Origin of the sequence: Paenibacillus sp. FSL L8-0644 (assembly GCF_038008165.1) — a bacterium.
GTDB classification, from domain to species: Bacteria; Bacillota; Bacilli; order Paenibacillales; family Paenibacillaceae; genus Paenibacillus; species Paenibacillus polymyxa_D.
On the sequence record NZ_JBBOYN010000001.1, the window covers coordinates 2,717,148 to 2,733,107 of the forward strand.

The window sequence follows — 15,960 nt, forward strand, 5'->3', positions numbered from 1 at the left end:
ATTTAAGGAGGAGTACTTATGAGTGATTTGAAGAAACAAAACATAAAAGATATGTACCGGCTCACTCCTATGCAGCAAGGGATATTGTACCACTATATGATGGATAAAAATTCAGACGCCTACTTTGAGCAGATATCACTTTCTATAAAAGGCATCCTGGACATTGATTGTGTTGAAAAGAGCGTTAATATCATTATTGAAAAGTATGACGCTTTGAGAACAATTTTTTTGTATGAAAATGTAGCCAAGCCCTTACAAGTAGTCATGAAGGAAAGAAAGCTGTCTGTCAGCTATGAGGATATTACCTCCCTTGCCGAAGAACTAAGGGATAGGTATATAGAAGAATACAGGGTTAAAGACAGAAAAAAGGGCTTTGACTTATCAAGGGATATTTTAACAAGATTAAGTGTAATTAAAACAGGCTACCAATCTTATAACATGGTATGGAGCTTTCATCACATCATTATTGATGGGTGGAGTCTCGCAAATATATTTAGAGAATTTATGGAAAACTATGAAGCCCTGATGAATAGCCGGGAGCCGGAGTCAGGAAAGGTATATCCTTACAGCCGCTATATCAAATGGTTGGAAGGCAGAAATCAGAACGAGGCCGCAGATTACTGGGAAACCTATCTTAAAGGTTACGAGCATCAGACAGTCCTTCCCCAAAACGGCAGGTCTGCAAGTGATGATTTCAGGATTGAAGAAACGGAGTTTAAAATATCTGAACAAATAACTAGCGATCTTGAGAAGTTTGCAGCCAAAAACAATACAACCATGAGTACCATTATAAAGACCATATGGGGGATATTATTACAGCGGTATAACAATACCGATGATGTGGTGTTTGGTGAGGTGGTATCGGGAAGGCCTCATGAAATACAGGGAATTGAGAGCATGGTGGGTTTATTTATAAATACCGTTGCAGTAAGGGTGAGTTGTGATGAGGATAAAACTTTTACCGAACTGATCAAAGAGATGCAGCAATCGGTGCTTGAATCTGACCGGTACAGTTTCTATCCTCTGGCGGATGTGCAGTCAAAAACATGCTTGAAAGATGCCTTGATACATCATGTTATGGCTTTTGAAAATTACCCTATGGATGAAGCGGTTAATGCTTCATCCAGTAATGGCATTTTAAATGTAGTTGGAATGGAAATATTCGAGCAGACGAATTATGATTTTGGGATACTCGTTGATGGCGGTAAGGAATTATCTATTAAATTCAGTTACAACTCACTGGTATATGATGGTAATTTCATAGAAAAAATCAAGGGACATTTTCAGTCGGTAATAGAAATTGTAACCGATAGTCCCGATATGCATATTAGGAATATTGATATACTCACCGAAGTGGAAAAGAAAGAAATAGTACACTGCTTCAATAATACAACGGAGGAATACCACAGGGAAAAGACCATTCACCAACTATTTGAGGAACAAGCGGTGAAGACACCTGACAATGCGGCAGTGGTGTTTGAGGGTAAGCAGCTAACCTATAGGGAACTCAATGAGAAGTCAAATCAGCTTGCAAGAGTGTTGAGGGATAAGGGAGTTAAACCAGACAGCATAGTGGGTATTATGGTAGAACGCTCACTGGAGATGGTCATAGGTATATTTGGCATACTTAAAGCCGGAGGGGCATATATGCCTATAGATCCTGACTACCCTAAGGCAAGAATCGAATATTTACTCGAGGACAGCGAGATAGGGGGGCTGATTTCCCAAAAGCAATTCCTGGAGAAAGTGGAGTTTTACGGGAAGTATATAGACATAGAAGATGAAAGCCTTTATGCCGGAAACCCTATGAACCTGGAAGTGGTATGTTCACCGCAAAATTTGGCATATATCATTTATACATCTGGGTCTACAGGAAAACCTAAAGGGGTTATGGTAGAACATAAAGGGGTAGCAAATCTGGAGGCGTTTTTCAAGACCCGCTTAAATGTAAGTGAAAGCGATAGGATTATTCAATTTGCATCAATTTCATTCGACGCTGCAGTTTGGGAAATATTTATGGGACTATTGGCAGGAGCAACACTATATATATCTTCAAGCGATATTATCAATGACTATCGAAGATTTGAAGAATACCTAAATGAAAATGAGATAACTATTGCTACTTTACCACCTCCGTATCTGGCAAATCTGGACCCGGAAAAAGTAACTTCCTTAAAGAAGGTAATTGCAGCAGGTTCGGCTTCCACTCCCGAACTTTTAAAGAAATGGAGCAACAGGATTTCATATATAAATGCTTATGGACCTACTGAGACAACCGTATGTGCAACGGTATGGAAAGCAGATGATTGTGAGACGGCCGATAAGTCGGTACCTATTGGTAAACCTATTACCAATACCCGGGTGTTTATAGTTGATGAAAACAATAATCTTAAGCCCATAGGTGTTGAGGGTGAACTCTGTGTTTCCGGGGCAGGATTGGCGAGAGGATACTTGAAAAAACCGGAACTTACCAGGGAAAAGTTTGTACCGAACCCATTTATGCCTGGAGAACTGATGTATAAAACAGGAGATCTTGCAAAGTGGCTTCCTGACGGGAATATTGCATTTGCCGGCAGAAAAGACCACCAGGTTAAAATAAGAGGGTATAGAATCGAGCTTGAGGAAATAGAAGCAGCCCTTTTGAAGCATGCTGATATAAATGAGGCGGTGATCATTGACCGGGAAGATTCAAGTGTAGGCAGGTATCTTTGCGCTTATATAGTGTCTGACCGAGAAGTGACAGTGACCGAAATAAGGGAGCTTATATCTAAAGAGCTGCCCGATTATATGATTCCATCCTATTTTATGAGGATAGCAAAAGTACCGTTAACCATAAATGGAAAATTGGACAGAAAGGCGCTGCCGCTGCCTGATGGAAGAATAGATACAGGAACAGAGTATGCAGCGCCTTCAGGTGAAGTGGAGGAAAGGCTTGCGCTGCTGTGGCAGGACATCCTGGGAATAGAGAAGGTAGGAAGAAATGATAACTTCTTTATGCTCGGAGGACACTCGTTAAAGGCAACAAGCCTTGTAGCAAGAATTCACAAAGAGTTCAATGTAGACATACCTCTTAAGGAAATATTCAAGACACCAACCATCTTAGAAATTGCCAGCTACATTGAAGACTCAAAGGAGAGCCTATATCAGTCCATTCAACGTGCTGGGGATATGGAATATTATCCCATACCTTCCGCCCAGAAAAGACTATATATATTAAACCAGCTTGAAGGAGCTGGAATCGCCTACCATATACCTGGCATAATATTGCTGGAAGGTACTGTTGATAAAGCACGTTTTGAGCAGGCTTTTCATAGTCTAATAGAAAGGCATGAGAGCTTTCGAACCTCCTTCCATATGATCGAGGAAGAGCTGTCTCAGAAAGTCCATGACAAGGCGGACCTAAGTATCATGTACCTGGAAACCAGTGAAGAGAAGATTCCCGAAATAGTGGAGAAATTCATAAGGCCCTTTGACCTTGGAAAGGCTCCACTATTAAGAGTTGGACTTGTAAAGATTGGAGAAGCCAGACATATTATGGTGTTTGACATGCATCATATCATATCGGATGGAGTGTCCAACGACATACTGGTAAGAGAGTTTATAAGCTTATATGAAGGGAAAATACTTCCTCCACTGCGTATACAGTACAAGGACTACTCAGTTTGGCAGAGGGAATTGTTTGCAGGAGCTGCCATAAGTAAGCAGGAGGAATTCTGGCTCCAGACCTTTCAGGGAGAGATCCCTGTGCTGGATTTATCCACCGACTACCCAAGACCCGCAGTACAAAGCTTTGAAGGAGACTACATCAGCTTTGAAGCTGATAGCGAGCTTGCGGTTAGACTTAACAAGCTTGGATCAGACAATGGAGCTACATTATATATGACGCTTCTTGCTGCATACAATGTGCTGTTATCTAGATACACTGGACAGGAAGATATTATTGTGGGAAGTCCTATAGCTGGAAGGCCTCATGCTGACCTTCAAGACATCATAGGTATGTTTGTAAACACTCTGGCCATGAGAAACCACCCGCAAGGAGAAAAGACTTTTATTGAATTCTTGAAAGAAGTTAAAGAAAATGCTTTGAAAGCATACGACAATCAGGACTATCAGTTTGAAGAATTAGTGGATAAGCTGGACATAAGGAGGGATATGAGCAGGAATCCCCTCTTTGATACCATGTTTACCATATACAATGTTGGAAAAGCAGAGCTCATAACGTCTGATCTAAGCTTCAAGCCGTACAACAAAGGGATAGAAGGCAGAATATCAAAATTTGACATCACCTTAAATGCATTTGAGACTGAGGATGGTATAGCCTTTGAACTCGAATACTGTACAAGACTGTTTAAGAAAGAAACAGTTGAAAGACTTGGGGCTCATTACATCAATTTGCTGGAAGAAATTGCAGCATACCCCGAAAAAAGGCTTTATGAAATCGAAATGTTATCACAGGAAGAAAAACAGCAAGTATTATACAGCTTTAACGATACTGCTCTCAAATATCCCCTGGATAAAACCATACACCAAATGTTTGAGGAGCAAGTGAAAAAGACTCCTGATCATATTGCAGTGGTTTTTGAAGGTAAACAATTAACCTACCGAGAACTGAATCAAAAGGCAAACCAATTGGCCAGGGCATTAAGAGAAAAGGGAGTAAAGCCTGATGATATTGTAGGCATAATGGTGGACCGCTCGCCTGAAATGGTTATAGGTATAATGTCAGTAATCAAGGCTGGGGGGGCGTACCTTCCTGTAGATCCTAATTATCCATTGGAAAGAAAAAGGTATATGATGGAGGACAGCAAGGCCAAAATTTTACTCACACAAAATCATCTTATGGATCGTGATGATTTCGATGGTGAGATTATTGATTTATCTGATTATGATTATAATTTTATAAACGATGTGAATATAAAATGTATAAATAAGCCTGGTGATACAGCGTACATCATCTATACCTCTGGCTCAACGGGAAACCCTAAAGGTGTTTGCATTGATAATAAGAGTGTATTAAACCTGGTAGAGGGTCTGTTCCAGAGAATATATAGCAAATATGAATCACCGTTGAATGTTTGCCTCATTGCCCCTTATGTTTTTGATGCTTCGGTGCAGCAGATTTTCGCAGCACTGCTAATGGGGCATGCATTGTACATTGTACCGGAGGAAGCAAGGAAAGACGGTAAAAAGCTGCTGGACTTCTATAGTGAAAATAGGATTGATATTTCGGATGGAACGCCCATACACGTAAATATGATGTTAAATTCTCCTCCTATAGATAATAACCTAAAAGTGAGACATTTTATTATAGGCGGAGATGTTCTTCCATTTGATGCAGTAAAAGACTTCCTAAGCAGATTTGAGGATGTGCAACCTTGCATCACAAATGTTTATGGTCCTACCGAATGCTGTGTGGATTCTACGGAATATTTGATTACTGCGGCGGGGCTTAGTAGATTGGATAATATCCCCATAGGCCGTCCTTTGCCAAACACCAGAGCATACTTACTTGGTAAGAAATTAGAAGTAAATCCTATAGGTATCGCTGGGGAATTATATATATCTGGGGATGGTCTTGCCAAAGGCTATTTAAACAAGACGGGGCTTACTGCAGAAAGATTTGTATCTAACCCGTTTATAAAGGGAGAAAGAATGTATCGTACTGGGGACTTGGCAAGATGGCTGCCTGACGGGAATATAGAATTTTTAGGCAGGATGGACCACCAGGTAAAGATAAGGGGATTTAGAATAGAACTTGGAGAAATAGAGGCTCAGCTATTAAGACATGCTTCAATAAAAGAAGCTGTGGTTATTGTAAAGGAAGACCAACAGAAGAACAAGGATCTGTGTGCATATTTCGTTGGGGAAAATGAACTGACAATAACTGAACTAAGGGAATGCCTTTCAAAAGAATTGCCCGAGTATATGATCCCGGCATACTTCATGCAGCTGGATGAAATGCCTTTGACAGCCAATGGTAAGATAGACCGGAAGAACTTGTCCCACCCTGCTGCTCATTTAAATACTGGAGTAGAGTATGAAGCACCTTCAGGTGAAGTGGAAGAGAAGCTTGTACAATTGTGGCAGGATATCCTGGGGGTTGAGAAAATAGGGAGAAATGATAATTTCTTTGTGCTTGGGGGGCACTCATTAAAAGCAATAAACTTTGCAGCCAAAATTCACAAAGAGTTCAATGTAAATATATCTCTTAAGGAGATATTCAAGCTGCCGACAATTGCAGAAATTGCCAAGTACATCCAGGAAGCCCAAGAGAGTATTTATCAATCTATCCAGCCCACTGGAGAAATGGAATACTATCCTATGTCGTCTTCCCAAAGAAGGCTGTATATATTAAATCAGCTTGAAGGAGCAAGGGTGGCATACAATATGCCAGAGTTTATGTTGTTAGAAGGCAGTATTGATATAGAACGTTTTGAGAAAGCCTTAGATCAGCTGGTAAAAAGGCATGAGGCTTTCCGGACCTCCTTCCATATGGTAGATGGTGAACCGGTGCAGAAGGTCCATGATGAGGTGGAATTTAGTATCATGTACATGGAAACCGGCGAAGAAAAAGCCTCAGAAGCAGCAAATGAATTCATAAGGCCATTTGACCTTGGCAAGGCTCCTTTACTAAGAGCAGGGCTCGTAAAAATTAGAGAAGACAGGCATGTCATGATGCTTGATAAACACCATATCATATCTGACGGGGTGTCGGATGAAATACTGGTAAGAGAATTCATAAGCTTGTATGAAGGAATGAATCTTCCAGCACTTCAGATTCAGTACAAGGACTATTCCGTATGGCAGAATAAATTGTTTGCTGACGGCACAATCAGTAAACAAGAAGAATACTGGCTCCAGGCATTTAGGGGAGAAATACCAGTACTTGATATGCCGGTAGACTACCCAAGGCCGGCTATACAGAGTTTTGAAGGCGATATGGTCAGTTTTGAAACAGGCCGGGAACTTGCACATAAACTGAACAAGCTTGCCGTGGATCATGGAGCAACACTGTATATGGTGCTTCTAGCTTCATACAATGTGCTTCTTTTCAAATACACCGGACAGGAAGATGTCGTAATTGGAAGCCCTATAGCAGGAAGGCCACATACAGATTTGCAGGACATCATAGGCATGTTTGTCAATACCCTAGCTATGAGGAATTACCCTCAAGGTAAAAAGAATTTCAGCGAGTTTTTGATGGTAGTAAAAGAAAATGCTCTAAGGGCTTATGAAAACCAGGATTACCCATTTGAGGAACTTGTGGAGAAGCTTAGCATTAAGCGGGATTTGAGCAGAAATCCGCTGTTTGATACTATGTTTGTCTTGCAAAATAAAGAGGCATCAGAATTTAAGATGAATGGGCTAAGGTTCATGCCCTATGATAATGAGTTCAGGGCGTCCAAATTTGATTTGACCCTAAACGCCCAAGAGACCCAGAATAATATTGTATTTGGGTTAAAGTATGCTACTCGTCTGTTTAAGAAAGAGACAATAGAAAAACTTGGGGTCCATTTCATCAATGTACTGGAAGAGATCACAGCTTACCCCGAAAAGATGCTGTCCGAAATAAATATACTATCTCAGGATGAAAAACAGCAAATACTAAATAGTTTTAATGATACAAAGGCAGAATACCCTAGGGATAAGACTCTACATGAGCTGTTCCAAGACCAAGTGGAAAGGACACCTGATAATGTAGCTGTAGTGTTTGAGGACAAGCAATTAACCTACAGGCAGCTCAATGAAAAGGCAAATCAGCTTGCCAGAGCACTAAGAAGTAATGGTGTAAAGCAAAACAGCATAGTTGGAATAATGGTAGAAAGATCCGTAGATATGCAGGTTGGAATACTGGGAATTTTAAAAGCAGGAGGTGTCTATTTACCAATTTCAACCAAACTTCCTGAACTAAGAATAAAAAAATTACTGGAAGATAGTAATGCAACTATGCTGTTGACGCAATCACATTTAGCGGATAAAGCAGAGTTTTACGGTAATATATTACTGCTTGATTCCCCTGAAATATACATTGGAAGTGCTGAAAACCTTGATAAAATAAATAAACCAGAGGACTTAGCTTATATCATTTATACATCGGGATCTACTGGAGTTCCGAAGGGTTCAATGATAGAGCATCGAAGTGTAGTTAACTTGGTTTATGGACTAAGAAAGCTTGTCTATGAAAATTATGATAATTATTTAAATGTTGCCCTTGTGTCCCCTTACTTTTTTGACGCATCTGTAAAACAAATATTTGCGGCTTCTCTCCTTGGCCATACGCTGTTTATAGTTCCTGAGGATACAAGGCTAGATGGTGAGGGCCTTCTAAAGTACTATAACAGGAATTCAATTGCTGTTTCAGACGGAACACCAGCACATATAAAGCTTTTAACAGATACTGCCAGTCCTGGCGAAAGTCTTTCAGTTATGCAGTTTATTATCGGAGGGGAAGAACTTTCATGTAAAGGTATACAAGGTTTCTATGATCGGTTTAAAGATAATAACCCTACTATAACAAACGTTTATGGTCCAACAGAATGCTGCGTAGATTCAACTTATTACCATTTAAGCCGTGAGAAGGTGAGAAATCTAACAAGTATACCTATAGGTATGCCATTGCAGAATTATAAGATATATATACTTAATGAAGACATGAATATCTTACCGGTTAATACAACTGGTGAAATATATATATCTGGAGATGGGCTGGCAAAAGGCTATTTGAACAAACTTGAATTGACTACGGAAAAATTTGTAGCTAATCCTTTCAGCTCTGGAGAAAGAATGTATCGTACCGGTGATCTTGGAAGGTGGCTTCCTGACGGAAACATCGAATTTATAGGCAGAGTAGACCATCAGGTAAAGATTAGGGGCTTTAGGATAGAGCTTGGGGAAATAGAAGTGCAGCTATTAAAGCATCCTTCAATAAAAGAAGCTGCGGTAATTGCAAAGACAGACCAGGAGGGCAACAAGTATTTGTGTGCTTATATAGCAGGGGAAAGTGAATTTACAATATCAGATTTAAGGGCGCTTCTCTTAAAAGAACTTCCCGATTACATGATACCACAATACTTTGTTCAGCTGGAAAAGCTGCCTTTGACAGCCAATGGCAAAATAGATCGGAATAATTTACCCCAAAATGACGGTACTTTAGCTACATCAGTAGAGTATGTAGAGCCTTGCGGTGAAGTTGAGGAGAAGCTTGCACTGCTGTGGCATGATGCCCTTGGAGTACAAAAAATTGGTGTGAATGATAACTTCTTTGAACTGGGAGGATACTCACTGAAGGCAATATCCCTTATAAGCAGAATTTATGAACAGTTAAATGTTGAGGTACCACTAAAAGACTTTTATATGGCCCCAACCATAAAGGAAATTGCCCGTTTTATACACAATACGTACGCCAATGATTATATTACACCAAGTCCGGCAATTCATTTTAATTCAGCAATGGAGAGTCTTATGTTTGCATTCCCTCCAGGAGGAGGAAATGGAATAGCTTATGGTAGTTTATCAAAACAAATGAATGCTTATTCCATATATTCCTTTGACTTTATAGAAAATGAGAGCAGGATGGAGGAGTATGTGAAGGCAATTACTTCTGTCAAACCCGAGGGCCCATATATTCTATTTGGTTACTCGGCAGGAGGTAATCTGGCATTTGAAGTTGCTAAAGTATTATTTGAAACTGGACATCATGTATCCGATATAATCTTTCTGGATTCGGCTAAATCATTTGTCCTTATTGAGGAAGAAAGCGAAGATGCTAAGAAACTTGCTGAGCAACAGGATAAAGAATTTATAGAAGAAAATGAGAAACTTATAAAAGGCATGTTTGGAGATAACCAGGCAGTTATTGAAAAGGCCATTGAAAGAATGAGAAATTATCATAAATACACTAGAAGTGTTATAAACTCGGGACAGATAAACTCCAATATCCATCTTATTATATCACAGCAGCAAGACAATGAAGGTGAAGCTGATTTATGTGAAGGATGGAGAGAGGCAACAACGGGAGAGTTCAAAGTATATAACGGATTTGGCAGTCATTTTGATATGTTAAGTACAGGATATATAGATAAAAATGCGGCTATTATTAAAGAAATATTGGAAGAGATCAACCAATAGTTCAGATATAAGGGGTAGATATAATGGATAAGATTAAATTGTTTTGTCTGCCGTATGCAGGAGGTTCTGCAGCAGTATATAAATATTGGGAACAATACTTGCATGATAGGATTGAGCTTTTCCCGATTGAGCTTGCGGGAAGAGGCAGCAGGATTGGTGAACCGTTTTACGGAAGTGTTGAGGAAGCGCTTGAAGATATACAACGTATTATCATAAGCAACCTTGAAGAACAACCTTATGCGTTGTTTGGCCACAGTATGGGCAGTGTACTTGTATATGAACTTGCCTATAGAATAAAGGAGCTCGGACATCCATATCCTGTCCATATGTTTATTTCCGGCAGATATCCTCCGGGTTTTGTAAGTAAGAAGAAGGTACTCTATGATTTGCCGGATAAGGAGTTTGTGGATGAGGTATTTAAGCTGGGAGGCACGCCCAAAGAGGTTCTGAAAAGCAATGAATTAATGGAGTTGTTTTTACCGATACTCAGAGCGGATTTTAGAATTACTGACACATACAGGCACATTGAAAAAAACACTAAGCTTGACTGCGATATAAGTGTATTGTGGGGAAAAAGAGAAAAGGGAGCCACTATTTTTGACGTTGCAAAATGGCATGATTATACGTCCAAAAGTTGTAAAATTCATATGTTTGACGGGGATCATTTTTTTATACACGATTACAAAAAGGATGTAGCAGCAATAATAAATAGTAGTCTCATCGACTTTGCAGACAATGGTATGTGAAGACTGAAGTTTATTTAAAATTTAATATGAAATCAAGAGGCTAAGTTTTTAGGTTGACTTTAATGACCTGTAGACTTAGCCTCTTTCCAGTCTAATCAAAAATTTCAAGAAAGTAGAACCTACGTCCTATTGGAATTATTTCCATGTTTCTGTATTACCAGAATTGTAATCATTTGTTTAAGCGCTTTAATTATGGAATGAACTTGAAGTATTTGTGAAAACAAAGGGGGAAATAGTGCTGATAAATGTTGAAAATGAGCAACACAGGAAAATATCAGAAGAAAAATACAAGGAGGTTTGAAAATGACTAGCAAAAAGTTTTCTTTTAAAGCCACATCACTTTTGGTAGTTTTAGCAGTATTCTTATCCACCTTTTGCGCAGTCTTGCCGGTGAGCGCAGCCGCTAGGGGAGCATGGGCACCAAATACTGCCTATGCAGTAAATGAGACAGTAACATATAGTGGAAGTACTTATACCTGTCGTCAGGCACATACTTCCCTCGTAGGTTGGGAACCACCTATTGTTCCTGCTTTATGGGAGAAAGGCGGCAGCGGAACTACGCCACCTACAACACCGCCAACAGGTCCTTCAGTAACAAAGCCTTCCGAAGTTCCAAGCCACATATGGACATACACAATGAATGCGGGCGATAAATTCGGTAAAGGCGGAGATTTTGCTTTATTGCTGAGTGCTGTGATCAAAAAGGAAAGCAGCTTTGGAGCAGGCTTACCAGGCAGTCCATCAGCCGGCGACGGATTGATGCAGGTAGAACCAAACACACGTAATGCTTATTTATCTCAATTCAGTTCAAAATTTGTCCCTGCTTATAATCACGGCAGTGAACAAGATCAGGTATACTTGGGCGCCCTGATTTTAAATGAAAAGATTATTAAATTCGGCAATATATATAACGGCTTATTACACTATAACGGAGGAGATTACTGGTATCCGGGAGCTACAGATTCTTATGGCCGTCCTATTCTGGCCAATCAATATGCAGATGCAGTTTACTCTACTTATAAGGGCTATGGCGGTAAGAACTAAGGTGGATTTTAAAAAAAGATAAGCAAAATCGGGCTGAAAAATGCGTTTTTTCAGCCCGATTTTTTTAGGGCCTGTACGCAAACTGTACAACTCGTAGAAATCTAGTAAAATAAGGCACATGAGACGAAGATACGAGTTAACGGATGAAGAATGGAATATAGTTGACCCCCTGTTGCCCCCAGCCCGAAAAAAACAGGGAGGACGTCCGCCCAAGGATCGGCGCCAGATGCTCAATGCCGTGCTTTGGGTTGCTCGAACGGGCGCGCCATGGCGGGATTTACCGAGTTACTATGGCCCTTGGTTTTCAGCCTACAGCTTTTTCTGGCGGCTACAAAAAGCGAATATTTGGGGTGAAATACTGAAGCATGTCGCCATCGAGCCGGATTGGGAGCAGGTCATGGTCGATGCCACCATCGTCCGCGTCCATCAACATGGAGCGGGCGCAAAGGGGGCAGGACCGGCAAGCAATCGGACGTTCGCGCGGAGGATTAACTACCAAAATTCATGCGATGGTGGATGCGCTCGGCTATCCGCTGCGTTTCGAATTGACGCCAGGACAAGACCACGATTCTGTCACCGGCTATCGCCTTCTTCATGAACTGGACTTCTGCCCGGGCGAAGTGTTGGCTGATCGCGCCTACGATACCAATGCCATTCTGGAGCTTTTGCAAAGCCGAGCGATCACTCCGGTTATCCCAAGCAAACGCAATCGGCGGGTAAAGCGCCCGTTAGATTCTGAAACGTATAAAGAGCGACACTTAATTGAATGCTTTTTCAACAAAGTAAAAAACTATCGACGCTTGGCCACTCGCTATGAAAAAACAGCGAACATGTTCATGGCTTTTTTGACGCTGCTTTCAATTCGTTTATGGCTCAAATAGGTTTGCGTACAGGCCCTAGAGAATTGTACAATTAAATTTTTGAATAAGAACAAAGAGAAGGTTCTAAAACAGGCATTCTCTCTAAAAAATATGTACAATATACTATTTGTGAAAAGTTATGTAGATACTCGAGCATTTGAAGTCCAAAGAAGAAGCGGTTATTATCAACACGACTTCGTCACTTGGATTCGTGCCACTGGCGGGTGCTGCTGTTTATAGTGCGACGAAAGCAGCGCTCCATTCCTATACGCTATCCCAACGGTACATGCTTAAAGACACATCGGTGAAAATCCTGGAAATTGCGCCGCCAGGGGTTCAAACGTATTTCAATAACGATCCGAGCTCTATGCTACTAGCATCATTCATTGATGAAACGATGAAGGTACTTGGTACGGATGCGGACGAGGTTCTAGTGGAAGAAGTGAAAGTATTTCGAAACAACCCGGGCCCGAACGAAGGTATTTTTGTGAACCAGTTAAACAATATGATGTTTGAGCCGCCAAAGGGTCATTAATCCGTTTAATACTTAGCGTATATTTTCGTTAATTATCTCAACTCGCTTTTAGAAAATCCTTGATTATCAAGGGCGTGTACATCGAAGACATGTAAACAACGTATTCGCCTTGACAATGAGCCTCGCGGCATCGGAGTCTAAACACGTGCGCCGATGCCCATAGGACACGGTTTACCTAGGGCTTGCTGAACGAATCAAAACTCCAACAGGCACAAGGGTTTAGGGCCTCTTATGTCGAAGGAAAACGGGGCAGCCCCGTGAAAAACCGTGCACTTGGAGGCGTCAGGATTGTATCAGCGAACCGAGAACCAGATGAACCTGCCCGTCGACTTTTTTCTGCCGTTCGGCGGAAAGCTCGCAGAAGATAACCGCTGGGTGCTGCTGGCCCAGATGATTCCGTGGTGGATGCTCGAAGAGAAGTATGCGAAAAACTTCAAGAAAAGCCTCAAGGGCCAAAAAGCCGTTTCGATCCGTATCGCGCTCGGCGCACTCATCATCCAGGAGCGGCTTGGCACCGATGATCGGGAGACACTTCGTCAGATTCTGGAGAACCCGTATCTGCAGTACTTCCTCGGTCTGCCGGAATATCGGTACCGCCGTCCGTTTCATCATTCTCTCATGACGCATTTCCGCAAGCGATTGGGTGGCGAAATTCTGGATGAAGTGAATGAATGGATCGCTCTGGAAGAAGCGCGCAAGTGTCGGATGATTCATCGGACGACGATGAACCTGGCAGCGGAACTGACGCAGCGTCCGGTAAGCCTTCAGAAACGCAGCTACAGCAGATGGAACTGACGAACGAGGGCGAACTGCTGCCGGACGCTACCTGCGCGCCGGCGGATATCGCCTACCCGACGGATTTGTCGTTACTGAATCAGGCCAGAGAAAAGCTGGAGAAGATCATCGACATCCTGCACGAACCGGAACGTGGAAAGACCCGCAAGCCCAGAACATACCGAGAGCGTGCCCGCAAAGCCTATCTGGCGGTTGCCAAGCAGCGGCGCGTGAAGCCGCGCGCGATGCGAAAAGCGATCGGCAAGCAGCTCAGGTTCGTTTCCCGTGATCTGCGCATGATCGCCGAACTCGCCGATATGACGAGCGGCCTGCCGCGGCGTTTGTACAAGGAACTGCTGGCCATTCAAGAGCTTTATCGTCAGCAGCAAACGATGTATGACAAGCGGACACACAGCATATCGGATCGGATTGTCAGTATCGCACAGCCACATGTCAGACCGATCGTGCGCGGCAAAGCCAGGGCAAACGTCGAGTTCGGAGAGAAGCTGGCGATTAGCGTGGTGAACGGCTACGCTTTCCGCGAGCATCTGTCGTGGGATAGCTACAACGAAGGGCAGACATTGCAGGACGCCGTAGAGCGTTACCGCGCCAGATTTGGTTATTATCCCAAAGCGGTGCTGGCCGACCAGATCTATCGAACCCGCGACAACTTGCGCTTCTGCAAAGAGGGAATTCGCTTAAGCGGACCGCAGTTGGGTCGTCCGTCAGCCGATCAGCAGGAGAAAAAGAAAATCGCCAAGACGGATGCAGCCGCACGCAATGCGGTGGAAGGCAAGTTCGGCGAAGGCAAGCGCAGTTATGGGTTTGGCCGTATTCGAGCACACCTTCAGACGACGAGCGAGACCGTGATCGGGCTGCAACTGCTGGTGATGAACCTCGAAAAGAGACTTCGGGTTCTCTTTTTGTCTATTTTGCAATGGCTGTGGTTGAGACTCGCGGTCCGCTTGCTCGTTCCACTGTAAAATGTGACCCGTTCAGCAAGCCCTACCTAGCAAGGTTATCCGATGCCTCTCATTGTAAAGGCACCACTACGCTGAATACGTTGTTTACAGAGTTAAGATATCCCGTAAACAAAGTAACATTATCGGTGAAATTCGTTACTTTGTTTACTATTAATAGCATGGTTTAAGCTAGTCAAGATAAAGTTAAAATGTTGGCGGATCGCCAATAGGACTAATGACAAATTGAAGGTGAAATTGCATATCGACAGCGGACACGATGCCGGGGCGATGTGGTTTGCGTACTCGACCGTCTATTCTTCACCGGACGGAAGCGGCTGGTATTCGCTCGTTATCATTGAAAAAAATGGTTTTTTTCCAATGCGCCACACGGAGCAAAAGCCAGTGCAACGATCTACAGTGTCATTGAAACAGCGAAGAAAAACGGGCTAAATCCTTTCAAGTATTTGACGGACCTGCTCGAACAGCTTCCGCAGCTTGCGAATCCGAAAGATCCGGTTGAGCTAGACGAATTGTTGCCATGGTCGCCTTCGCTCCCACTGACGTGCCGCCTATTTCAATCAAACTAAGACTAACAGGCCCTCATCTTGGGAACAAGGTGGGGGCTATTTTGCGCTTACACAACTGCTGGTGATGAACCTGAAAAGAGACTTCGGGGTCTCTTTTTGCCTCTTTTGCAATGGTTTTTGTCAAGGCTCGCCGTTCATTTGCTCGTAACATCGTAAAACATGATCCGCTAAGAAAGCCCTAATTATCAAGATTCAATGTGATGTCTGAAAAGAAAATTGAATTTACCTAAGAATGGATATAAAAAAAGAGGGAGTGAAGCCCAGCAACTATTTCATACCACTTATTATCATTTTGCTGTATATAATTCTAAGTCATGAAATTGA

Annotated in this window: 4 protein-coding genes and 4 pseudogenes; all 8 read left to right on the plus strand. The window is 42.3% G+C overall.

The genetic code is table 11. The features are described 5' to 3' along the window. Nucleotides 1-18: 18 nt before the first annotated feature. Entirely contained in the window at nt 19-10,128 is a 10,110-nt protein-coding gene (locus tag NSS94_RS12155) for a non-ribosomal peptide synthetase (protein ID WP_341039368.1), read from the plus strand. A gap of 23 nt (nt 10,129-10,151) precedes the next feature. Continuing rightward, nucleotides 10,152-10,874, plus strand: coding sequence for a thioesterase II family protein (locus NSS94_RS12160; protein ID WP_081317595.1), 723 nt, complete (start codon nt 10,152-10,154; stop codon nt 10,872-10,874). Between the two features lie 303 nt (nt 10,875-11,177). Continuing rightward, a complete protein-coding gene (locus NSS94_RS12165) occupies nt 11,178-11,918 on the plus strand; it encodes a carbohydrate-binding protein (protein ID WP_341039369.1) in 741 nt (246 codons plus the stop codon). A 143-nt stretch (nt 11,919-12,061) separates the two neighbouring features. After that, nucleotides 12,062-12,796: pseudogene (locus tag NSS94_RS12170) on the plus strand (IS5 family transposase); the annotation flags it as partial. A 130-nt stretch (nt 12,797-12,926) separates the two neighbouring features. Further along, nucleotides 12,927-13,313, plus strand: a pseudogene (locus NSS94_RS12175) (SDR family NAD(P)-dependent oxidoreductase); the annotation flags it as partial. Between the two features lie 288 nt (nt 13,314-13,601). Then, nucleotides 13,602-15,070 (plus strand): annotated as a pseudogene (locus NSS94_RS12180) (IS5 family transposase). Nucleotides 15,071-15,298: 228 nt separating this feature from the next. Continuing rightward, nucleotides 15,299-15,499, plus strand: a complete 201-nt coding sequence (locus NSS94_RS12185; protein ID WP_264218275.1) for a hypothetical protein — start codon at nt 15,299-15,301, stop codon at nt 15,497-15,499. Next, a pseudogene (locus NSS94_RS26230) lies at nt 15,409-15,636 on the plus strand (transposase domain-containing protein); the annotation flags it as partial. The gene NSS94_RS12185 and the pseudogene NSS94_RS26230, both read left to right, overlap by 91 nt. Nucleotides 15,637-15,960 lie beyond the last annotated feature (324 nt).